We start from the raw sequence: 22,923 nt of genomic DNA, 5'->3' as shown, positions 1-22,923 counted from the left end.
GGACGACCCGTCAGTGATCGATGCAGTCGGCGCCTTGGCGCAGGTAGCTCATCACGTGGGTTTCACCCTTGGAATCGAGGTAGGTCATCTTGGCTTCGACCACCGCGCAGCCGCCGTTCGGCACGTCCATCGAAATCACCTTAGCAATGTCGAGATCGTCGCCGTATTGATAATGCGTGGCCTGCGGGGCGGCCGTGGCCAGTTGAGCGAACAGGGACAAGCCGGCAATCCAGAACAGATTTTTCATATACACCTCTTTGCGTTGAAGTCTCGCCAGTGGGCGAAAGCTCGGAATAAAACTGGCTGCACAACGAGGGAAGGCAGCCAAAGGTGGCAGGGCATCGAGGGATTCAAGGAGCAACATCGATCGATACGGGGCGGGAATCGAATCAACCGCCGCGCTACCACGGAACAAAGAGTACCGAGCGCCGGGTAAAGGAAAAATGGCATTTCACGAGAGGGTTCGTTACCACTCGGGTAACAATATTCAGGCCCAGTATTCGGGGTTTTGCAGTACCTGGTGATAGCCAAAGAAGGCGTGTGGCAGCTCCTGTTTCAGGAATTCGACCCAGGTCTTGATTTTGGCATCGAGGAAGCGACGCGAAGGATAAAGCGCGTAAATGGACTTTTCCTGCAAGCGGAACTGCGGCAGCAACCGCACCAGAGAGCCGCGCTGCAGGGCGGGCACTGCCACGTAGTCCGGCAACAGGCAGATGCCCATTCCTGCCTCGGCCGCACTGCTCATGGCTTCGGCCACATTTACCTTGAAGGTTTCGCCTGGCAGGATCGTCTGTTCGGTACCGTTGCCAACGAAGCTCCAGCTGTCGGCGAACACCGGATCAGCGAGGCGCAGACAGCGATGTTGTTTAAGGTCGGCCGGTACCTTCGGCGCACCGTGCTGCCTGAGGTAGATCGGCGAGGCGCAGACGACATGGAACACCGTGCCCAGCTTTTGCGCGATCAGTTCAGAATTCGGCAGCTCGCGCGACAGCGTGATGACCACGTCGAGGTTGTCTTCCAGCAGGTCGGGCTGTCGCTGAGACAGAACCAGGTCCAGGTTCACATCCGGATAGGTGGTGTTGTAGTGGCCGGCCAGCGTCGCCAGCAGCTGGATGCCCAGACCGATGGTCGAGTGCACCCGCAGCCGGCCCCTGGGTACCAGATGCGCGCCACTGGCCTCGACCCGAGCCAGTTCCACTTGCCCGAGGATTTCACGGCTTTGCTCGAGATAACGCTGTCCCGCCTCGGTGAGAGCCAGGCGTCGGGTGGTGCGGTGCAGCAGGCGAGCTTGCAGGTGGTTCTCCAGCTCTGACACCAGCCGGGAAACCTGCGCGGTGGAGGTATCGAATTGCTGCGCCGCCGCCGTGAAGCTGCCGGCGTCGACAACCCGCACAAAGGTCCGCATCGCGTGAAGAATGTCCATCATCACTACCTGGACGCCAACGGCGTCGTCGCAGCCGTAATAACGGCTGATTGAATGTTGAGCGCTGGAGGCCCGCCTCGTGAATGCTGGCTCGCGCTGCAGCCCACATAAAACGCCGGACCACTGTGGTTGGCGGCGTGCGCGCTCCAAGTCGAAACACGGCATGCACCGCCACGCACGCTTTCCCGGTTTCGGGATTGTTCACATCGTCTTAACGGTTTGCTCACGAGCAGCAGGGCTCTGCCAGCCGCCACCCAACGCAAGAAACAGGTCGACCTGATCCTGTGACAAGCGGGCTTCGGAAGCGGCCAGCGTCGACTCCGCGCTGGCCAGGGTGCGCTCGGTATCGAGGCTGTCGAGATAGGCCAACCGGCCTTCCTTATATAGCCGGCGGGTGTGATCCGCAGCGTGGCTCGCGGCGTCGCGGGAATCACGCAGGGCGCGGTTGCGACGCAGATCGTCGGCGTACCGCGCCAACAGCGTCTGGGTTTCACGCAGGGCGTTAAGGACCACGCCGTCGAAGCGGGCAAGGGCGGCGTCGGCCCCGGCTTCCACGGTGCGTACACGGGCGCGGTCGACTTGCGTTGGGATGTGCCAGGCAATGGACGGCCCGAACGCCCAACGGCGAGTGATGGGGTCGGTGATATGTTCAAGCATGCCGGTGTAGCCGGCCGAAGCGCCGAGATCGATCTGTGGGTACATCATCGCCGTGGCGACACCGATGTCTGCGGTGGCCGCAGCGAGCATGCGTTCCGCCGCGCGAATGTCGGGACGGCGTTTGAGCAGCGTGGCGCCATCGCCAACCGGGACCGGATGAGTTAGTTGCGGCGCGTGATCGCAGGCGGCGACCGCTTCTGGCAGATCGCCCGGCGCTCGGCCAAGCAGGGCGGCAATCTGGTACAGCGCTGCGGATTTCTTCGATTCGAACGGCGGCAATTCGGCACGCAACGCTTCGACCTGCGCCCGTGCGCGAGCGACGTCCACTTCATTGCCACGTCCACCGTTCAACAGGCGCATGGCCACATTCAGTTGACGGCGCTGAATGTCCAGCGACCGCTCGGCGATAGCCAGCTCTGCACTCGCATGGCAGGCCGCGACATAGTTGCGCACGACCTGAGCCACTACGGTAATGCGAGCGGAGTCCAGCGCCGCTGCGCTGGCGTCGGCACTGGCGCCGGCTGATTCAGCGGCGCGTTTGAGCTTGCCGAACAGGTCTAGCTGATAGCCGACCGAAAGCCCTGCGTCAGCGAGATTCATCACCGGGATTTTTTCCTGCAGCGCCAGTGATTCGCTGGACAGCTGACCACGGGCGAGCGAGCCGGCGGCACCCGCCTCGACCTCCTGGGCGTGATGAGCCATCTGAAAGCCTTCATAGGCGCGTCGGAGGTTGTGATAGGCAAGTCGAACGTCAGTGTTGCCAGCCAGCGCCTCGCTCACCAGGCGGTTGAGCATGGAGTCTTCATATAGCGTCCACCAATCGTCCGGCAGCTCGGCTTGCTGGACCTGCGCGTTGCCCGCGAGATCGAACGGCGCCTGAACTTCGGCACGCTGAATCACGGCATCCTCAGGCATCCGATAGTCGGGGCCGACGGTGGTACAGGCGTTCAGGGTGCCGGCCAAGACCAGCACGGCGATCAGGCTTTGACGGCTCATAGGGCTGCCGAGCCTGCCGCGTCGGCGGATGACCAGGGCTGCACCGATAATGTCGCGGTGCGGCCGATGACCAGTCGGATATCGGTTTTCTGATTCTCGTCCAGAACCACACGCACTGGAATCCGCTGGGCCAGGCGCACCCAGTTGAAGCTCGGATTGATATTCGGCAGCAGCGAATTACCGCGTGCGCGGTCGCGGTCCTCAATGCCAGCAGCGATGCTCTGGACATGGCCGTGCAGGTGCTGCGATTCGCCCATGATCCGAATGTCGACCGGTTGGCCGATCTCAATGGCGTGCAGTTTGGTTTCTTCGAAGTAGCCTTCGACGCGCAGCGAGCGGGTATCGACGATCGACAACATGGGCGTCCCGGTTCTGACGTAATCCCCAACCCGCATGGTCTGGTCGCTGAGGTAGCCGTCCACCGGGCTGCGCACAGTGGTGCGTTGGAGGTCGAGACGGGCCACGCCGAGGGCGGCTTCGGCGGTTTTCAGTGCTGCTTCGGCACGTTTAACCTGGGTGTCACCGATTTCCACGGTTTCCGCGGCGATCAGGTCCTTCAATACACGGTTGCGCTTGGCCTCCCGACGCGCCTGATCAAGCAGTGCTCGGCGCTCTAGGACCGTCGCTTCGGCTTCGTCGACGGCCAATTCAAAGCGTGCCTGATCGATCACGAACAGGACCTGGCCGCGGCTGACCTGCTGGTTGTCCCGCACGTGCAGTTCGGTGACCAGCCCGGACACATCGGGCGCAACTTGGATGATGTCGGCATGAACATGGCCGTCGCGGGTCCAGGGCGAATTCATGTAGTACTCCCAGAGGTGCAGGCTTACGACGCAGGCGATGGCTACGGCGAGCAAAGTCAGCACCACTGAGCCGGTGGCGGGTATCCATTTCTTCATCGTTCGGCTCATAGCTCGATTCCCGGTGTAAACGTGAACAGGGCGCCCAGCACCATGACGTACAGGGCAAGGTTGAACAGCGGCGGATGCCAGACCCAGCGATACAGACCCAACTTTGTCAGGACCATGCCGAGCAGGTTCTTAAGCAGGTAGGCGATGAGCATCATCACCAGCAGCACGGGAACATAGACGCCATAAACGTTCAGTTGACCGGTCATGCGGAGGCTCCCAAGGTCTCGTGCCCAGTAGCGGCGGGGCCGGGTGGGGTAAAGGTGATATCGAACAGCGCCAAGCGCAGGCCATACAGCGCCTGACAGGCTTCGTCCGTGGCGTAATCCGGCTGGAGCGAAAGGCGCTGTAGGCTGTTGTCCAGTAGTTGACGCAGGCTCTCCGGCGGCGGCTCGGGATGACGGGACCTAGCGCAGCGCTTGAAGAAGTCGTGCGCGGCCAGAAGAGCCGGTTGCAGTTGCTGCTCAGTGCTGGCGGGTAGCCGCGCTTGCTTGAGCTCCAGCAGGCGAAAGCAGATACGCAATTCGCGGGTGGCGTCGTGCAACGCGAGCCCCTTGTCATTCAACTGGCCAAGGCGTGGCAACAGTTGCGCGGTGCGGTCGATGACTTCGGAGGCGACCTCGTCATAGTTCTGTCCAGGCTTGGCCAGGGCCAATCGCGACAGGCTGAGCCAGCCGCTGCGGGCCAGCCGACGCGCAGCCCACTGCGTACCGAATGGCCGGGTCAGACGGGCCCAGATCAGGGCGAGCACCACGCCGAGAGCGGAAGACAGGGCAGCATCGGCAAACAGTGAAAAATCGGCGCTGTAACGAGCCTGAATGGTGAGTGTGGAGAGGGTCTGCACCGCCAGCAAAATTGTCGTGCCGGCATATTGCGGACGACCGGAGAAGGTGCCCAGCAATAACAAAGGCCCTGCGAGAAGGATGGCCAGACTGCCGAAGTCCTGCACGTTGGGCATCAGCGCAAAGAGGTAAATGGCGGCCGCTGCGATGGATGCCAGCGTGGCCACCAGAAATGACTTGATGAACGGTGCCGGGTTGTCCTGGCTGGCGAAAAAACAACTGGCGACCGTGGCGATGAATACGCCGGTATATCCATGCTGCCATCCAGACAGCTGCCACAGCAGGCTGATCAGCAGCACGAGCGTCCCGGTGGAGAGAGCCGTAAACGCCAGTAACGGATAATCGTAATGACGTGGTGCACCGATCAGCTGGCGTACACGATAGCGCAGCACTGGCGGCAGCTCGGGATGCCCTTCGGCGAAGCACTGATGCAGGCTCAAGGCGTCCTGCCAGAGATCAATCAGGCCGCGCAGTTGCCTGAATGCATTGGCTAACGCCAGCCGTTGCGGCGGGTAGCTGACGCTCAGCCAGGTTTGCAATTCCCAACAGCGCGCTACCAGTTGCTCGGCATCGATGGGCGAATCATCGCCTTGCATCCAACGGTCAACGCGCTGCAGATGCGCTTCCAGTTCCGGCACTGGTTCGGGTAGATCCCGTCGCAGCTCGCGCAACGCATCCCCCATGGAAATCAGCTGCGGGGCGAGCATCGCGATGCGCGCACGGAACTCACGGGCATGCCTGGCCGGCAGGTGGCTGCTGCTGTCGTAGTCGAGATGCACGATCATGCCGTCGAGCGCCATCACATCGATCATCAACCGGTGCAACCCGCGCTGATCGAGGGCGGCGGGAGCCGTTGCGTTGAGCATCTGACGCGCCCCTTGGCGGGCGTCCTCAAGCAGTATCGCCATGCGCCCGCTTAGCACCGGTGCAATACGGGCGGGGAACAGCACCGCATTGACCAGGCCGGCGCAGACGATGCCCAGCAGAATCTCCTCGAAGCGGGCCAGCGCCACATCGAAGATGTCTTGCGGATGGCTGACCGTGGCCAGACTGATCAGCGGCACGGTATAGGCCGCCAACATGAAGACGTAACTGCGTGGCGAGCGATCGAGCAAGGAAAGATAGAGGAGGGCGGCAATCCACAGCGAGATGGCCAAACTCAGCATCACCGGCCGCTGGGAAAACAGCGGCAACATCGCGACCGATGCCGCGGCGCCGAGCAGCGTTCCCAGTGCCCGGTAGATCGCCTTTGACCGCGTCGCCCCTGAAAGCGGATGCGAGACGATATAGACCGAGGCCATCGCCCAGTAAGGGTTGTCCAGAGGTATGGCCAAGGCTATATAAAGCGCGAGCAGGGCAGCAATCAGCGCTTTGACTGAGAACAGCCATTCGCGCCAAGTAGGGATATTCATAAAGGGTTCGTTTCTTGGGGTCGAAGCGGCGAAAAAATTACAGAGCGCCAAGGCGAATCGCACAATTGGTTACATTTAACGGCAACCAGGTGTGACAAATCGAACAACCAATAGGACAATTTGAACTTTCCATCTTTGCCGTGCGCGATCGCCAGTCGAAGCGGAGCGTGCGATACAGCTGTCAAAACCGTGCGAGGCGCGATGAAACGAATTCCCAATTACGGCCTTTATGGCGAAACGGCCGAGCCCGCCTGGCGGGACATGCTGCACTGCGAGTGGATCAACGAGCGCAGCGCGCAGTACCAATGGGAAATCAAGCCCCATCAGCACGATGCATTGCTGCAGTTGTTTTACATCCGCAGTGGCGGTGGTGAGGTTTCGCTGGAAAACCAGCGCCTGCCGTTCGCTGGCCCGAGCATCCTGGTCCTGCCGAATCGCACCGTGCATGCGTTCAGTTATCAGCGCGACACCGACGGTCCCGTCTTTACGGCAGCACAACGCCCTCTGGAATCGATGGCCCGGATCGTCGCACCCGGGCTGCTGGGCTTTCTGCAGCGACCCAGCGTCGTGCCGCTGCCCTGGGCCGCCGATGGCAGCGAACCGATCTGGCCATTGATCCAGTTGATCGAGGAAGAAGCGCGGAGCAAGGCCCGTGGCAACATTGCGGCAGGCCATGCACTGTTGCTGACGTTGCTGATTCACGCCGCGCGGCTGGACGCTTCGATCAACACGGCCCCACGCCCTGGCAAAAGCCGCCGTGCCGCGGTGCTGAAGCAGTTTCGTGAATTGGTGAACCAGCATTTTCGCAATCACTGGACCCTTGGGCGCTATAGCGAAGCCCTGGGCATGACCACGGCCACGCTCGGCCGTGTTTGCCGGGAGGAGGCGGGCGTCGCGCCCAGCGCCATCATCAGCGAGCGCATCGTGCGCGAGGCGCAGCGCCAACTTGCCTACACCAGTTTGCACATCCAGCAGATCGCCCATGAACTCGGCTTTGCCGATACCGCTTACTTCAGCCGGTTCTTCCGTAAACATGCCGGTCTCAAGCCCAGTGAGTTCCGGGCTTCGTTCAAACGGTGAGCAAAACGGCTATCGCCGTTTCTCGCCGACTGTTGCGTCACCAGTAACAGTGCATCATGCGCAGTTGTCTGTTTCCGCTCGGGCCCCAGTCCTAAGCTTTGCCTCAGGTTTCAAGTCACCACGCTTCTGAGGTAAATCATATGTATCGCATCATCATCGCCGCAGCGCTTGCTGCCAGCACAACCGCGCTTTCGCCAATGTCGTTCGCCGAGGAGTCACCTGCCTTCGCGGCTCGTTTCGCTGCACTGCAGGACTCCGCCACTAGCAGCGTCTCCGAGCGAGCCGCAACCAGCCAGCATACAGCTGCATCGCAGCCGGCCGAGACTCAGCCAGAAAAGGACAGCTGAACCTGATTCGATCGCTGAGCTCGGTGATCGATGCATGACGCTATGCAGAATTTTTATCGCTGCCAGATCAAAGGCGTTGTTCTGATTTGGGTAAAGCGTCGGTAAGCTCCGAGAACATGAGCAGGCCTTAAAGCACGGTTACTGCGCCGCCGGTACAGCCGAGCGTTGCTAAAGTCGCAACCAAACGGACGATGCCAACGTTCCGGTTATATCGTCGTGGCGGTAACGGTCGGCATATGGACCCAGCCCGCCAGTACTGGATACGCATAATCTATATTATGTTAAATAGAGGATATCTAAGCGGAAGACGTTAAGCCAGCGGATTTCGTTAGCCGAACGTACAAACCTTCAGAGCATGTTCGTACTCCTGTCGATTCATCGGAACATCCCGCTTCAGCCATCCTCCCATGCAATGTCACGCCGTCTTCGGCTTCATCTGCATCAGGAGGCATCATGCGTATCACTCTTCCTCGTCTCGGTTTTGGCGGCGCGCCCTTGGGCAACATGTTCACACCTCTAGACGAAGCAACCGCTGACGCCACACTCAAGGCTGCCTGGGAAGCTGGCATTCGTTATTACGACACTTCACCGCATTACGGGGCTGGTTTGGCTGAACAGCGCTTCGGCCGTTTGCTCAGCAACAAACCACGCAACGACTTCGTGTTGAGTACGAAGGTAGGTCGTTTGTTGCAGCCGGCAAACGCGCCGGAAAACGCAAAGCCCTTTGTCGATGAACTGCCCAACAAACGCATCGTGGACTACTCCGCGGACGGCGCGCGCCGCTCCATTGAGGACAGTCTCGAGCGAATGGGCGTCGACCGTATCGACGTCGCGTTCATTCACGATGTGTCCGAAGATCAATGGGGCCCGCAATGGACCGAGTATTTTCAGCAAGCAATGCAAGGGGCTGCAAAAGCGCTCACGCAAATGCGTGAAGAAGGCATGATCCGTGGCTGGGGCTTGGGTGTGAATCTCGTTGAGCCCTGCCGCATGGCGCTTGAGCAGTCCGATCCAGATGTGTTTTTGCTTGCCGGTCGATATTCCCTTCTCGATCAGCGCGAAGCGCTGGACACACTGTTCCCGCAATGCGTAGAGCGCGGCGTGGGTATCGTTGTCGGCGGCCCGTTCAACTCCGGTGTACTGGCCGGTGGTGAACACTACGATTATGCCCAGGCACCCGACGAGATCCGTCAGAAAACTCAGCAAATCGAGGCTGTGTGCAAGGAGTTCGATGTCGATCTGCGGGCCGCCGCGCTGCAGTTTTGCCTTGCCCATCCTGCGGTGCTATCGGTCATTCCCGGCACCAGCAATCCAAAGCGCCCAGCGCAATATGTGCAGCAATTCGAAGCGCAGATACCAACCGAGTTCTGGCGCGCCTTGAAGGCTAAGCAACTTCTGATGGAGGACGTGCCGGTTCCGGACTAATAATCTCGACGCCTTCACAACGAGGCGCAGGCTGACGTGTTCAGGCCTGCGCGCTACCGTTGCGAAACTACCGTGTTAGTCATCCGTCATGCTAAATCTGCTGGATTGGCACGAGCAATGATCGTCCCTAGCTCGCTTGGCGCGTTATTCAACCTCGGCACCGCTACCTCATTGGTTCTGAATAACGACGCTGCGTATGTCATCTGCCAACTGGCGCACCCGCTCTTCGCTGGTATCCCAGGAGCACATGAAGCGCGCGCCGCCGACGCCGATGAAGGTGTAGAACATCCAACCGCGGCTTCTGAGTGCCTCGAGCGCCAACGGCGGAATACTCACGAAAACGCCGTTGGCTTCAACCGGAAACATAAGCTCCACATCCGGCACATCGCTGATCAGCTCGGCCAGCAAATGGGCACAGCGATTGGCGTGCTCGGCGTATTTCATCCAGGCATTGTTTTCCAGCAAGCCGACCCAAGGCGCCGACAGAAAACGCATCTTGGATGCCAGCTGGCCAGCCTGCTTGCAGCGGTATTCGAAATCTTCAGCCAGGTCCCGGTTGAAAAACAGAATGGCTTCGCCCACCGCCATACCGTTCTTGGTACCACCGAAACACAGCACGTCCACGCCAGCCTTCCAGCTCAGCTCCGCTGGTGACAGGCCAAGGAATGCGCAGGCATTGGCGAAACGTGCGCCGTCCATGTGCAGGTGCAGCCCCAGTTCTTTGCAGGTATCGCTGATGGCTCTGAGTTCGTCGGGCCGGTATACGGTGCCTATTTCAGTGGCCTGGGTGATGCTGACGACGCGCGGTTTGGGGTAATGGATGTCCTTGCGCTTCAGTGCAATTTCGCGGATCGCCGTGGGTGTGAGCTTGCCCTGCTCGGTCCGCGCCACCAGCAGCTTGGAGCCGTTGGAGAAGAACTCCGGGGCGCCGCATTCGTCAGTTTCGATATGTGCGATATCGCCGCAGATTACGCTGTGATAGCTCTGGCAGAGCGAAGACAGCGCCAGGGAGTTGGCTGCGGTGCCATTGAACGCGAAGAACACCTCGCAATCGGTTTCGAACAGCTGGCGGAAATGGTCCGCGGCACGGGTCGTCCATTGGTCGTCGCCGTAAGCCCGATCATGGCCCTGGTTCGCCCGGGCCATGGCTTCCCAAGCTTCTGGACAGATACCCGAATAGTTGTCGCTGGCGAATTGCTGATTGGCGGTGGTCATCTAAGCCTCTTCTAATTGCTGCCTCAGCTACTGATCGGCAAAAAAATAACGGTGTAGAGCCCTAACAAGGCGAGTATGGAAACCGAGGCGCCCAGCCATAGTACCGACACCGCATCGGCTTGAATGCGCCCGCTCTTCAGGCCGCTGGCACTGCGGGTGTAGCGATGCCGCTGGGTGGTCCAGATGCCCAGCGCCGTGATCAACGAAAGCGCAACCAGCATGGCGACAAAAGCCCCGTGATATGGCATCCAGCGCAAGAAAAGTGAGCTGACGGTGAGCATGGTGAGCAGCGTTCGACCCCAGGCCAGCGACGTGCGCTCCGGCTGCAGACCCGGATCTTCGTGCAGCGGCGGTGGCGGCGGTTTGGGCTCCAGGCGACGACGAAAGGATATATGCATGTCAGCCGCGCAGTGCGATGAAGCTGATCAGGACCAATGTAACCAGGGTGCCGCCGATCGACAGAATCGGAATCAGCAGTGGAAACGGCAATGGACCGCTGTGGCGCATGGCTCGTTCGATGCTCAACCAGCGAATACAGGCCGTTGAGCTGATGAACATGGCCAGCAATAACAACGAAACCGCTAGCACCTTGCGCAACTCCAGGCTAAAGATGCCGCCGGCAAAGGCTTCGACGGCCACGCCGCCGGCCAGTAGCGCCAGAGACGTGCGGATCCAGGCGAGAAAGGTTCGTTCGTTGGCTAGAGTGAAACGCGGATCGGGCTCTTTTCCTCCGGGTAATAACCGGTGACTCCAGCGACTTCGTTCCATTGGGTAATGCATCTCCGATCAGATGGGGCCTAGACCTGTCCCCGTTTCGTTGTAAACAGCGTTTGGCATCAGACTGCAGGTTTATTCAAACAGAAACGCAGCAGCTCTGCAGATCCCATTGCGACACCAGCACCGCTAGTGCGATTGCCTGTGCTCACGGTAGATGTTGAAGCGCCCATGTTAATGTTCGGCATCGAAAACAACCTGGAGAAACACATGCTGCTTCGCCTGATCACCGCTCTCGTACTTGGCACGGCTTCTATGACCACCATGGCAGACGACCATGCGCACAGTCATCAGATGAACAATGGAAGGCCGATCATTACCCAGGTATGGTCCCGTGCTATGCCGCCGAGCGCCCCTACCGGCGCGGTGTATTTCACCTTGAGCAATCCCGGCGATACGCCTGATCGACTGATGAATGTACAGACTCCCCGTGCCGAAAAGGCCGAGTTGCATACCCATGTCCATAAGGGCGACGTGATGAGTATGGAGCGTATCGATTCGGTTGAGGTGCCAGCTGGCGGCGAAGTGGAATTCAAACCGGGAAGCAGCCATGTGATGCTTTTCAAACTGAGTGAGCCGCTGGTAGCCGGAGAGCATTTCCCCCTTACGCTGACTTTCGAGAACGCCGGTGAGGTAACCGTTGACGTCGCTATTCAGGAGCAGGCGCCTGAGTCGAACGGCAACGCCCATCAGCATCACTGATCCTCGATGACGCCGGAGCGGTGCAACTGTCGCTCAGCTGCCAGTGGTGCACATCGCCGCCCTCCTCCACGCTACCTCGCCTGGCCGGCTATGAACTCGCAGGCCGACCGGGCGTGCTCAAGGCGGTGCCTCGATCAGATTCCCGTTGGCGTGCGCATGGTGACGAATTCTTCAGCCGCTGTCGGGTGGATGCCCACCGTATCGTCGAAGATGCGTTTGGTGGCGCCGGCCTTCAAGGCCACGGCCATGCCCTGCATGATCTCACCGGCATCCGGCCCGGCCATATGGCACCCCAGCACCTTGTCGGTTTCGGCATCGACCACCAGCTTCATCAGGCTGCGCTCGAGGCTGCCGGTCATGGTCAGTTTCATGGGCCTGAAGCGACTCTCGAACACCACCACCTTGTGCCCCTGCTTACGCGCTTCTTCTTCGGTCAGCCCGACCGTCGCCATGTTCGGCAGGCTGAACACCGCGGTGGCGATGGTGTTGTAATCAACCGGCCGGTACTCCTCCGGTTTGAACAGCTGACGCGCCACCGCCATGCCCTCGGCAAGCGCTACGGGGGTTAGCTGAATGCGGCCGATCACGTCGCCGAGCGCCAGAATGGAAGACGTTGAGGTTCGAAACTGCTCGTCAACCGCGACGAAACCGCGCTTGTCCAGCGCGACGTCGACGTTCTCGAGTCCCAGGCCGTCCAGCATCGGACGCCGGCCCGTGGCGTACAGGATGCAATCTGCTTCCAATACCCGCCCGTCTTTTAAAGTGGCGAGCAAGCTACCGTCCGCCTGCTTGTCGATGCGCGCGATATCGGCATTGAACTGCAGGTCGATGTCCTTCTTGATCAATTCATCTTTGAGGTGATCGCGTAGCGAACCATCGAAGCCGCGCAGGAACAGCTCGCCTCGATACAGCAGCTTGGTGTCGGCACCGCAGCCATGGAAGATGGAGGCGAACTCCACGGCAATGTAGCCGCCCCCGACCACCAGCACGCGGCGCGGCAGCTGGTCGAGATAAAAGGCTTCGTTAGAGGTAATGGCGTGTTCACGGCCCGGGACGTCCGGCACGAAGGGCCAGCCGCCGGTCGCGATCAGAATATGCTCGGCACTGTAGTGGCGGCCTTCGACTTCAACGGTATGGGCATCGACCAGCCGCGCATGCGCTTGCAACAAGGTGACGCCGCTGTCGACCAGGAGATTCTTGTAGATACCGTTGAGGCGTTGAATCTCGCGGTCCTTGTTGGCGATCAGGGCCTTCCAGTCGAAGGTTGCACCGTCGATGGTCCAGCCATAGCCTTGGGCCTGGCCGATGTCCTCGGCATAGTGAGCGCCGTAGACCAGCAGTTTCTTCGGTACGCAGCCGACGTTTACGCAGGTGCCACCCAGATAGCGGCTTTCCGCAACCGCGACGCGGGCACCATAGCCCGCGGCGAATCGAGCGGCACGGACGCCACCGGAGCCAGCACCGATGACGAATAAATCGAAGTCGTAAGCCATGAACTGTTGTCTCCCATGTAGTACGCAAAGCATAACCCATGGCCGTTGGCCCGATCACCGAAGGAATGCCGCATGCGCCCTACCCTGACTCACCTCGCCCTGCATGTTCCCGACCTCGACGCATGCATCGCGTTTTATGCACAGTTCTGCGGGATGCATGTGTTCCACGAGCGCGCCGGAAAAGGTTCGCGAATCGTCTGGATGGCCGAGCCCGGCAAGGAGCGGGAGTTTATCTTCGTGATCATGCCGGGGGGCCAGGATCGTGAACTGGCGGAAAACGACTACAGCCATTTCGGCTTTGCGTTGTCGAGTCGCGGCGAAGTCGATGCGATTGCCGCTCGTGCTCGTCAGGCTGGCTGCCTGATCTGGGAGCCACGCGATGAACCCTACCCGGTCGGCTACTACTGCGGCCTGCGAGATCCCGCGGGTAATTACGTCGAGTTCAGCTATGGGCAGCCATTGGGACCAGGTGCCGAGGACATGCCGTCCCCATGAAACGAACAAAGCCACCCAAGGGTGGCTTTGTGCTCGACGTGACGTGAATCAGAACGCCTTGCCGGTGAGGTAGAAATTCTCGTAGCAGAAGTTGGTCGCCGCGATATAGCCCTCGGCGCTGCCGCAGTCGAAACGCTGCCCCTTGAACTTGTATGCCAGGACGCAGCCGTCCTGAGCCTGACGCATCAGGGCGTCGGTAATCTGGATCTCGCCGCCCTTGCCCGGCTCGGTCTGCTCGATCAGATTGAAGATATCCGGGGTCAGGATGTAGCGGCCGATGATCGCCAGGTTGGACGGCGCGTCCTCCGGCTTGGGCTTCTCGACCATGTGGCTGACGCGGAAAATGTCATCACGGATCATTTCACCGGCGATCACACCGTACTTGCTGGTCTCTTCCGGCGGCACTTCCTGGATGGCCACGATCGAGCAACGGAACTGGTTGTACAGCTTGACCATCTGCGCCAGCACGGGATCGCCATTGAGGTTGATGCACAGGTCGTCGGCCAGAACCACGGCAAAGGGCTCGTCACCGATCAACGGGCGGCCGCTGAGAATGGCGTGGCCAAGACCCTTCATTTCGACTTGGCGGGTGTAGGAAAAGCTGCACTCGTCGATCAATTTGCGGATGCCGACCAGGTACTTTTCCTTGTCGGTGTTGCGGATCTGATGTTCCAGCTCGTAGCTAATGTCGAAGTGGTCTTCCAGGGAACGCTTGCCGCGACCGGTAACAATCGAGATCTGGCTCAGCCCAGCGGCCAGTGCCTCTTCAACCCCGTACTGAATCAGGGGCTTGTTCACTACCGGCAACATCTCCTTGGGCATGGCCTTGGTCGCAGGGAGGAAGCGCGTGCCATATCCGGCCGCAGGAAAAAGGCATTTCTTGATCATGTGAGTCCTTGAAAAGATAGTTCCGGTTGATGCACTGCGCCTGGATCGGTCAACAGCCATACCCTGCATGTCCCGCCGACAGCGGCTGACTAGAGGCTACGACCGCCGAAACGACAAGGGGTTCGCAGCTTCCCACAGCTAAATTCGCGCCGGTAAACGAAGCCGCCAACTGACTGGTGGTCGTTGACTTGTGTGCGAAGCATAGAGTGCTCGGTGGCGAGTAACTTGCCAAGTAGCCGATTGAAGTCGGTGCGACTCAAATTCATGGGCGCCCGTACCCGGAAGAACCGCACTGCCAAACGGTCCGCCGCATATTGAAGTACCGCCGTTTTTCCTCAACGAAACTAAGCGATTGACTGACTCAGATCAGGGACACATCAACCAGCGCCCTATACGGTGCGAGCCGCAAAGCCGCAGCCAGTCGCAGCCTTTCGCATATGCGACCTGATTGCCTGGCTGATCGAACGGAGCGAACGCTTTGGTTGGATCGCCTGTTTGTAGCCCCCACGCCTATAGCGCCTGCTTTCAGGCGGATTCGTTTCCGAGCAGTAGTAATGATCATGAGCAGCGCTCCCGCTAACCGCCAGATGTCCGTCCAGGCGAAGATCAACCTGGCCCTGGTGCTGGTTTTCGCACTGGTGCTTTCCGCCTCGTTGCTCCATGCCGCCAGCACCGAGAAACGACTGGTGTTGCAGGTCGTTGAACAGCAAACCAAGGATGCCGCCGACTCTTACTTCGATAGCATCAACACGATGATGCTGACCGGCACCATGGCCCAGCGCGAAGTGCTGAGAGACAAGATACTGGCAAGGCCCGGCGTCATTGACGCGCGCATCGTTCGTGGCGAGCCGGTGACCAAGGTCTTCGGCCCCGGGTTCGCACACGAGGCGGCGGCCGATCAGATGGACCGCGACGCGCTGGCAGGTAAGGCCACGATGGACGTCAGCGAGGGCAAGAACGGCCGAGTGCTAACCGTCATCAACCCGATCCTTGCTCACCAGGACCACCGCGGCACCAATTGCCTTTCATGCCACCACGTTGCCGAAAATTCGGTGATGGGGGCTGTGCGGATCAGCTACGACCTGTCGGTTCTCGACGGTGAAATAAATCGCAATGTCATGACCTCCGCCGGCATCCAGCTTCTGCTTCTGCTGGCCGGCCTGATCGTGATGAGCTACATCATTCGCCGCGTAATCATCAGTCGCGTCAACGACATGCGCCACACCATGGAGGCGATGACGGATGACGAGGACCTCAGCCGCATCGTATCCGTCCATGCCGAGGATGAAGTCGGCGCCATGGGGCACTCGTTTAACCGCATGATTGGCAAGTTTCGCCATAGTCTGGAAGCGGTTGCGGGTGTCACCCGTCAACTGGGCGAAGTGTCGGACCGTGTCGCCAACCTGGCCGAAAAGACCCACTCGGCGGTAATGGCGCAGCGCAGCGAAACCGACATGGTGGCCTCGGCGATGAACGAGATGAGCGCGACAGTGCAGGAAGTGGCGCGGCATGCCAGCCAGACGGCCACGGCCTCGAACGATGCGGACGAGCAATCCAGAGCTGGCGTCACCCTGGCTACCGAGGCGCTGGACGGCATCGACGGACTGATTCGGGAAATCGAACGGGGCGCACAGGTGATCAAGCAGGTCGAGGCGGACAGCGCCTCCATCGGCATGGTGCTGGGCGTTATCAACGGCATCGCCGAACAGACCAATCTGCTCGCACTTAACGCCGCCATCGAAGCAGCACGCGCAGGCGAACAGGGCCGTGGATTCGCAGTGGTCGCCGACGAGGTGCGCACTCTGGCGTCGCGTACACAACAATCCACCCGTGATATCCAGGCGATCATCGAGCAATTGCAGAGCGGTGTGCACGATGCGGTCACGGTCATGCAGGACGCGCAAATCCGCGCTCACGCTGGTTCCAAATGCGTCGCCAAGGCTGCCCAGAGCCTCAACGTGATTGCCAGTGAAGTGGGCACGATCAGCGACATGAACATGCAGATCGCCACGGCGGCAGAAGAGCAAAGCGCGGTCGCCGAGGAAATCAACCGCAACATCACCACCATCAGCAACATTGCCGACGCGACCTCGACGGATGCCAGCCAGACCTCGCAGATCAGCGATGAGCTGGTGCGCCTGGCGGCCGAGCTGAACCGCCTGGTTGGGCAGTTCCGTCTCTGTTAAAAGCGCGAGGCAAGGCCGAATTAGCATATCCAGGACGTTCTTGATGGCGAGGGCGTACTTCCTGACGGCCCTTGGAGCCGCGCCAGTCGCCGAGTTCTTGATTTAAGACATCCGAACCGTGATTGGAAACGGAGATAATCGCGTCACCAAGTCGCTGGTTGGCGACGGGGCACCGCCTCCCCCTCTCCATTAACTTGTAAGGTGAACTCCACACATGGACCAAACGCCGAGCTTTAACCGCGCCCTGGTCGAAAAATATGACCGTCCGGGTCCTCGCTACACCTCCTACCCCACCGCGCCCCAGTTCCATCAGGCCTTCGCCATCGACGACTATCGCAGCGCCGCGCAAAAGACCAACGAGGCCCCGACACCCAAGCCGCTATCGGTGTATATCCACATCCCCTTCTGCAAGAGCCTTTGCTACTACTGCGCCTGCAACAAGATCATCACCCACAAGACCGAACGTGCCGTCGAGTATCTGGAATACCTCAAGCGTGAGATCCAGATGCAGGCTGCACTGTTCGATGGTTCGCGCAAGCTGACCCAGCTGCATCTGGGCGGCGGCACGCCGACCTATTTCACCAGCGAGCAACTGGCCGATCTGATGGGCGCGTTGCACGACGCTTTCAATATGGATGACAGCGACAACCACGAATTCTCGCTGGAGGTCGATCCGCGAACCGTCACGCCCGGACAAATTCATGGACTGCACAAGCTCGGCTTCAATCGTCTGAGTTTTGGTGTGCAGGACTTCGATGAACAGGTGCAGATTGCGGTCAACCGCATCCAGACCGAAGAGCAGACCCGAGAGTTGGTTCAGGCTGCACGCGAAGCGAACTTCAAGTCGATCAGTGTCGACCTGATCTACGGGTTGCCGCTGCAGACAGTCGAGAGTTTCAACACCACCCTGAACAAGATCATCGAGATCCGCCCGGATCGCATCGCCGCTTACAGTTACGCGCATCTGCCGGATATGGTGCGTGCGCAGAAGCTGATCCGCCCGGACGACATGCCACCACCGGAACGCAAACTGGAACTGCTGGAGCTGACCATCAAGCGCCTGACAGACGCCGGCTACGTCCATATCGGCATGGATCACTTCTCCCTGCCTGATGATGAGCTGACGCTGGCCCGCGCCAACGGCACGCTGCAGCGCAACTTCCAGGGCTATTCGACCCACGCCGATTACGACCTGATCGGGCTCGGCATTTCCTCCATCGGCAAGGTCGGCAACAGCTACAGCCAGAACGTGAAGGAGTTGTCGCAGTACTACGCACGGCTGAACGAAGGCATGCTGCCGGTGCATCGCGGTTACACACTCAGCGAGGACGACCGGTTACGCCGCGACGTGATCATCTCCCTGATGTGCCATGGACGCGTCGATTTCTCCGAGATCGAAGTGCGCTACGGCATCGGCTTCTGCGATTACTTCGCCGATTCGTTGGCCAAGCTCGACGAGCAGGTGGCCGACGGTTTGGTGGAGATCCGCGGCGATGCGGTAGTGCTGATGCCTCAGGGGCACTTGATGATGCGCAACGTCGCCATGGCCTTTGACGCCTACCTCGGCGGCGAGCAGCGCGGCCGGTTCTCGCGCACGGTGTGACGACCTGACGCGCCCAGCTATTGTCCGGCGCATTCCGCGGTGAGTATTCCACGAAGCGTTCGGCACCGCGGCGCATAGGCGGGTGGCGCCGCGCCTGGGACTTGCCAAGTCCAACGAAACGACCACCAGGCGAACCCGCAAACAACCGGTCTCGAAAAGACGGCACTGCCCTTCCGCCTTATCCTGCTCTATAGCCCGCCAAACCACTGATCGTCCCGGCGTTGCGAAATCCTCCGACAACTGTATAAATACACAGCCAAGCGGGCGGGTGCGCCCGTGCATGACCGAACCGGACGTTCGATGCGCCAGGCCCTGGAAAACCCCTTCTATTACCTCGACAACTTTCGCCAGGTGCTTGCCTGGGTCGGCGAACGCCATGGCGATCTGCTGGCCGACCATGAGCGCGCGTTTCTGGACCGCTTCAACGAAGTCCCGCAAGCCTCGCAGGCATTGCTGGTTCGCATGGTGATGCGTAAGGGGACGTTGTTTCGTGCCAGCAAGCTGCGTTATGCCGAGATCGGCTGCCCGCTGGAAGCCTCCGCCGCGCTGATCGATCAGGGCTGGATCGACGCGGATCCGACGCTGGATCTGGTTCAACTATTCGCCCTGCTCAATAAAGACGAGCTGATCCGGGTCTTCGGCCCCATGGCGGGCCGCAGCCAGCGTAAAACTGATCTGCTGCAGACTCTGTTGGCCGAGCATGTTCAGCCACGGCCGTTCCGCAATTGGTGCGAGGCGCTCGGTGAAGTCGCGTTCGGGCTCAACATCAGCGAGTTGTGTGACCGGCTACGGTTGATGTTCTTTGGCAATATTCACCAGGACTGGACCGAATTCGTGCTAGCCGACCTGGGTATCTTCCGCTACGAGCAGGTGAGTTTCTCTCCCGCCTCGCGCGCGTTCCACAGTCGTGACGACGTCGACGCCTATTTGCACCTGCATTGCTGCCGCGAACGTTTCGAGGCGGGCGAGGCGCTGGAGGAGGTGCTCACCGACATTCCTCACCTGCCCTACGCCAACGAATGGCTGGAGCATCGGCGCGGCAAGCTGCTGCTAAGCATTGGCCGCCAATGCGAACGTGTTGGCGACCTGAGCCAGGCCCTGCGCCTGCACGCGGCAAACAATTATCCCGGTGCGCGCGAACGGGCGGTCAGAGTGCTCGAGCGCTGCGACCAGCCCGAGGCCGCGTTGCAGCTGGCAAGCGAAGCCAATGCCGCGCCGGAAAGCGAACACGAAGCGCAGCAGCTGCAGCGAATCCTGCCACGCCTGCGTCGTGCGCTCGGCGAGCCCGTGGCACGCCGCCGCGTTGTGGTCGAAGCGGGACGCATCGATCTTGCCATTGCCAGGCAATCTGGCCTGAGCGTCGAGCACGCCGTGCGGGAGCATCTGTCGCGCAGCGAGGCGCCGGTCTACTACGTCGAGAATGCGCTGATCAACTCGCTGCTCGGTCTGCTGTGCTGGGATGCGATCTTCGCGCCGTTGCCGGGTGCATTTTTCCATCCCTTCCACGCGGCACCGGCGGATCTGGCTCGGCCGGATTTCTATTCCCGCCGCGCCGGAATGTTCGATGAATGCCTGGCCAAGTTGGGCACCGACGAATACCGCGATTGCATTCGTCGAGTGTTTCGGAGCAAGTTCGGCATTCAGTCGCAATTCGTCAGCTGGGGTCTGCTGGATGAGCAACTGCTGGAAGACGCGCTGTCCTGCGTTTCCGCCGAGCATCTTGGCCTATGCTTTCAGCGCATTCTGCGGGACGTGCCGAGCCACCGCAGCGGATTGCCGGACCTGATCCAATTCTGGCCCGGCGAACGGCGCTACCGGCTGATCGAGGTGAAAGGCCCCGGAGACCGCCTGCAGGATAACCAGAAGCGCTGGATCGATTTCGCCCTGCAGCACGACATACCTATCGCCGTCTGCTACGTGCAATGGACCGAGGGCACCCCTTGAGCTACCGGGTTGCAGTCCGTGCATTGTGCGAATTCACCGCCAACGAAGGCGATCTGGATCTTCGCTTCACACCCTCGCCCACGGCGATCGAAGGCATGGCCGGACATGCCACCGTTACGGCACGCCGGGCGGAGGTTTACGAACGCGAAGTCACGCTCGAAGGCCAATACCTTGATTTGCTGGTCCGTGGCCGTGCGGATGGTTACGACCCCGAGCAGAATCGACTGGAAGAGATCAAGACCCACCGCGGCGACCTGTCACGGCAGCCAGCCAATCACCGCCAGTTGCACTGGGCCCAGGCGAAAATGTACGGCGCGCTGCTGTGTACGTCACGCGGACTGGCGTCGCTGAACGTCGCCCTGGTGTATTTCGATGTGGGCAGCCAGAAGGAAACGGTGCTGCTCGAGACGTTCAGCGCTGCTGCACTGCAAGGATTCTTTGAGGACCAATGTCAGCGCTTTATCGCCTGGGCCGAGCAAGAACTGGCCCATCGGCACGCACGCGATCAGGCACTGACGACGCTGAAGTTCCCTTATGGTGAGTTTCGACGGGGGCAGCGTCAGCTGGCCGAAGCCGTGTATAAGGCCGCCTGCACCGGAACGCACCTCATGGCTCAGGCTCCGACAGGCATCGGCAAGACGCTCGCCACGTTGTTTCCTCAACTGAAAGCCTTCCCCGGTCAACAACTGGACAAGCTGTTCTTTCTTGCAGCGAAAACCTCAGGAAGACAACTGGCACTGGATGCGCTGGCGAGTCTGACGACGGAAGCAATACCGCTGCGTGTGCTGGAACTGACCGCGCGGGACAAGGCCTGCGAGCACCCGGACAAGGCTTGTCACGGCGAGTCCTGCCCGCTCGCCCGTGGCTTCTACGACCGCCTCCCGGCTGCGCGCGCAGAAGCAATCACCCGCCCGGTGCTTGACCGTGTGACGTTACGCGAGGTGGCGTTGGCGCACGAGGTTTGCCCTTACTACCTCAGCCAGGAACTGGCGCGTTGGGTTGATGTGGTAGTCGGTGACTACAACTATTACTTCGACCTGAGTGCCCTGCTCTACAGCCTGACGCTCGCCAATCAATGGCGGGTCAGCGTGTTGGTAGACGAAGCGCACAACCTGCTGGAACGCGGTCGAGGTATGTATACCGCCGAGCTTGATATAAGGAATTTCAAAGGGTTAAAGAAGCTATCTCCAAATAGTGTGAAGAGACATGTCGAGCGCATTTTGCGTTGCTGGGGTGAATTGCACAGCGCGCAGATCGCCAGTTACCAGGTCCAGTCGGAACTGCCCCACAAGCTCATCGGCGCGTTGCAGCAAGCCATCAGCGCCATCACCGACTACCTGGCGGAGCATCCTGCAGGCGTCGATCCGGCCCTGCTGAATGTGTACTTCGACGCGATGCATTTCTGTCGTCTGGCGGAACTGTTCGGAGCACATTCGCTATTTGATTGCACGTTGCTGCCGCAGCGAGCATCGCGTGGCCGAAGCTCAGTCATTTGTATCCGCAATGTATTGCCCGCCCCCTTTCTCGGTCCTCGTTTGCTCCAGGCACGGTCCTGTGTCCTGTTCTCTGCCACGCTCAGCCCCAGGCAGTTCTATGCCGACACCCTGGGCCTGCCGTCCAATCAGGTCTGGATCGACGTCGAGTCGCCTTTCCGCGCCGAGCAACTGGAGGTTCGCCTGGCGCGACACATCTCCACTCGCTATCAGGATCGCGCTGCCTCGTTGGAAGCGATCGTCGATCTGCTTGCGCAGCAGTATCACCAGCGCCCTGGCAATTACCTCGCGTTCTTCAGCAGTTTCGATTACCTGCAACAGGTGACTACGCTGCTAGCGGCCAAGTACCCGGCGCTCCCCTTCTGGGAACAGACTCGCGGTATGGACGAAGTGGCTCGTAGGACGTTTCTCGAGCGTTTCACGAGTGAGAGCCGAGGCATCGGCTTTGCCGTATTGGGTGGCGCTTTTTCCGAGGGGATTGACCTACCCGGCAATCGGCTGATTGGCGCGTTCATCGCGACCCTGGGTTTGCCGCAAGTCAACTCGATCAATGAGCAAATGAAGGCCCGGATGAATCAACTGTTTGGAACCGGCTACGACTACACCTACCTCTATCCCGGCTTGCAGAAGGTCGTCCAGGCTGCGGGCCGGGTGATCCGCACCACCGATGACCAGGGCGTAGTCCACCTTATGGACGACCGCTTCGCGCGGCCACAGGTCAGATCTCTGCTGCCCAGCTGGTGGAGCGACGCGCGCTAATTACATAGTCATCAGATCTCCTGTGTATTGGCGTTTGTTGTAGCAACGCCACAGTTCTTTTTACCTCAGCCCCTCTAGGCGCCACATACGAACACTTTAGACATTAGTCTGACGCCTAACAGTTCTTTACAAATTGAATTGACAAGCGCTGTCCTCTGGCCATAATCCCGAATGTCGTATGACAACTGATAACAGATTTCGAGTCGCGACACGTGGTCGCCTGCGAGCGGCCACGCTACACCCCACTTTGTTTTTTTGGCCACTGGCCGCGCGGAGTGGGA

Annotated in this window: 20 protein-coding genes; 9 read left to right on the top strand and 11 right to left on the bottom strand. The window is 60.1% G+C overall.

Annotation, left to right across the window (positions count from 1 at the left end; all coding sequences use genetic code 11):
* Positions 1 to 10 precede the first annotated feature (10 nt).
* The 6 genes from CH92_RS11110 to CH92_RS11085 all read right to left on the bottom strand — a co-directional run bounded on the left by CH92_RS11110 (position 11) and on the right by CH92_RS11085 (position 6,238).
* Positions 11 to 247, bottom strand: coding sequence for a DUF2790 domain-containing protein (locus CH92_RS11110; protein ID WP_025241851.1), 237 nt, complete (start codon positions 245 to 247; stop codon positions 11 to 13).
* A gap of 240 nt (positions 248 to 487) precedes the next feature.
* The gene (locus CH92_RS11105) at positions 488 to 1,423 is read right to left on the bottom strand and encodes a LysR family transcriptional regulator (RefSeq protein WP_025241850.1); all 936 of its coding nucleotides are present in this window, start codon (positions 1,421 to 1,423) and stop codon (positions 488 to 490) included.
* Between the two features lie 201 nt (positions 1,424 to 1,624).
* Positions 1,625 to 3,076, bottom strand: coding sequence for an efflux transporter outer membrane subunit (locus CH92_RS11100; RefSeq protein WP_025241849.1), 1,452 nt, complete (start codon positions 3,074 to 3,076; stop codon positions 1,625 to 1,627).
* Positions 3,073 to 3,975, bottom strand: a complete 903-nt coding sequence (locus CH92_RS11095; protein ID WP_025241848.1) for an efflux RND transporter periplasmic adaptor subunit — start codon at positions 3,973 to 3,975, stop codon at positions 3,073 to 3,075. The genes CH92_RS11100 and CH92_RS11095 overlap by 4 nt, the downstream gene beginning before the upstream one ends.
* An 8-nt stretch (positions 3,976 to 3,983) precedes the next feature.
* Positions 3,984 to 4,193: a DUF1656 domain-containing protein gene (locus CH92_RS11090; protein ID WP_025241847.1), complete on the bottom strand. Its 210-nt coding sequence runs from the start codon at positions 4,191 to 4,193 to the stop codon at positions 3,984 to 3,986.
* A complete protein-coding gene (locus CH92_RS11085) occupies positions 4,190 to 6,238 on the bottom strand; it encodes an FUSC family protein (RefSeq protein ID WP_025241846.1) in 2,049 nt (682 codons plus the stop codon). The genes CH92_RS11090 and CH92_RS11085 overlap by 4 nt, the downstream gene beginning before the upstream one ends.
* Before the next feature lie 201 nt (positions 6,239 to 6,439).
* Between CH92_RS11085 and CH92_RS11080 the strand changes: the two genes are divergently transcribed.
* The 3 genes from CH92_RS11080 (at position 6,440) to CH92_RS11070 (ending at position 9,090) form a co-directional block, all read left to right on the top strand.
* Positions 6,440 to 7,318: a helix-turn-helix domain-containing protein gene (locus tag CH92_RS11080; RefSeq protein ID WP_025241845.1), complete on the top strand. Its 879-nt coding sequence runs from the start codon at positions 6,440 to 6,442 to the stop codon at positions 7,316 to 7,318.
* A 140-nt stretch (positions 7,319 to 7,458) separates the two neighbouring features.
* Complete coding sequence (locus tag CH92_RS11075) at positions 7,459 to 7,665, top strand: hypothetical protein (RefSeq protein ID WP_025241844.1); 207 nt, start codon at positions 7,459 to 7,461, stop codon at positions 7,663 to 7,665.
* 453 nt (positions 7,666 to 8,118) lie between these two features.
* A complete protein-coding gene (locus CH92_RS11070) occupies positions 8,119 to 9,090 on the top strand; it encodes an aldo/keto reductase (RefSeq protein WP_025241843.1) in 972 nt (323 codons plus the stop codon).
* A gap of 168 nt (positions 9,091 to 9,258) precedes the next feature.
* Here the strand turns inward: CH92_RS11070 and CH92_RS11065 are convergent, their stop codons facing one another.
* The 3 genes from CH92_RS11065 to CH92_RS11055 are packed head-to-tail and all read right to left on the bottom strand — an operon-like array spanning position 9,259 to position 11,073.
* Positions 9,259 to 10,305, bottom strand: coding sequence for a threonine aldolase family protein (locus CH92_RS11065; RefSeq protein ID WP_025241842.1), 1,047 nt, complete (start codon positions 10,303 to 10,305; stop codon positions 9,259 to 9,261).
* Positions 10,306 to 10,328: 23 nt separating this feature from the next.
* On the bottom strand, positions 10,329 to 10,703 hold the full coding sequence (locus CH92_RS11060) for a DUF202 domain-containing protein (RefSeq protein ID WP_025241841.1): 375 nt from the start codon (positions 10,701 to 10,703) through the stop codon (positions 10,329 to 10,331).
* 1 nt (position 10,704) lies between these two features.
* Entirely contained in the window at positions 10,705 to 11,073 is a 369-nt protein-coding gene (locus tag CH92_RS11055; protein ID WP_080689992.1) for a YidH family protein, read from the bottom strand.
* Between the two features lie 216 nt (positions 11,074 to 11,289).
* Here CH92_RS11055 and CH92_RS11050 point away from each other — a divergent pair, with 216 nt between their 5' ends.
* On the top strand, positions 11,290 to 11,781 hold the full coding sequence (locus tag CH92_RS11050) for a copper chaperone PCu(A)C (RefSeq protein WP_025241839.1): 492 nt from the start codon (positions 11,290 to 11,292) through the stop codon (positions 11,779 to 11,781).
* Between the two features lie 134 nt (positions 11,782 to 11,915).
* On the opposite strand, the gene gorA is transcribed toward CH92_RS11050, so the two are convergent.
* Positions 11,916 to 13,274: a glutathione-disulfide reductase gene (gene gorA, locus CH92_RS11045; RefSeq protein WP_025241838.1), complete on the bottom strand. Its 1,359-nt coding sequence runs from the start codon at positions 13,272 to 13,274 to the stop codon at positions 11,916 to 11,918.
* A 72-nt stretch (positions 13,275 to 13,346) separates the two neighbouring features.
* Between gorA and CH92_RS11040 the strand changes: the two genes are divergently transcribed.
* Positions 13,347 to 13,769: a VOC family protein gene (locus CH92_RS11040; RefSeq protein WP_025241837.1), complete on the top strand. Its 423-nt coding sequence runs from the start codon at positions 13,347 to 13,349 to the stop codon at positions 13,767 to 13,769.
* 48 nt (positions 13,770 to 13,817) lie between these two features.
* Here CH92_RS11040 and galU read toward each other — a convergent pair whose 3' ends face one another.
* A complete protein-coding gene (galU, locus tag CH92_RS11035) occupies positions 13,818 to 14,657 on the bottom strand; it encodes a UTP--glucose-1-phosphate uridylyltransferase GalU (protein WP_025241836.1) in 840 nt (279 codons plus the stop codon).
* 560 nt (positions 14,658 to 15,217) lie between these two features.
* On the opposite strand from galU, the gene CH92_RS11030 reads away from it, so the two are divergent.
* The 4 genes from CH92_RS11030 to CH92_RS11015 all read left to right on the top strand — a co-directional run bounded on the left by CH92_RS11030 (position 15,218) and on the right by CH92_RS11015 (position 22,642).
* Complete coding sequence (locus CH92_RS11030; RefSeq protein WP_038623431.1) at positions 15,218 to 16,843, top strand: methyl-accepting chemotaxis protein; 1,626 nt, start codon at positions 15,218 to 15,220, stop codon at positions 16,841 to 16,843.
* Positions 16,844 to 17,057: 214 nt separating this feature from the next.
* On the top strand, positions 17,058 to 18,446 hold the full coding sequence (gene hemN, locus CH92_RS11025; protein WP_025241834.1) for an oxygen-independent coproporphyrinogen III oxidase: 1,389 nt from the start codon (positions 17,058 to 17,060) through the stop codon (positions 18,444 to 18,446).
* 300 nt (positions 18,447 to 18,746) lie between these two features.
* Positions 18,747 to 20,390, top strand: a complete 1,644-nt coding sequence (locus CH92_RS11020; RefSeq protein ID WP_025241833.1) for a VRR-NUC domain-containing protein — start codon at positions 18,747 to 18,749, stop codon at positions 20,388 to 20,390.
* Positions 20,387 to 22,642 (top strand): ATP-dependent DNA helicase, encoded by a 2,256-nt coding sequence (locus tag CH92_RS11015; protein WP_025241832.1) that lies wholly within the window; start codon positions 20,387 to 20,389, stop codon positions 22,640 to 22,642. The genes CH92_RS11020 and CH92_RS11015 overlap by 4 nt, the downstream gene beginning before the upstream one ends.
* The last annotated feature ends 281 nt before the right edge of the window (positions 22,643 to 22,923 follow it).

Origin of the sequence: Stutzerimonas stutzeri (genome assembly GCF_000590475.1) — a bacterium.
Taxonomy (GTDB): domain Bacteria; phylum Pseudomonadota; class Gammaproteobacteria; order Pseudomonadales; family Pseudomonadaceae; genus Stutzerimonas; species Stutzerimonas stutzeri_D.
This window is presented reverse-complemented; position numbering and strand designations above follow the sequence as displayed.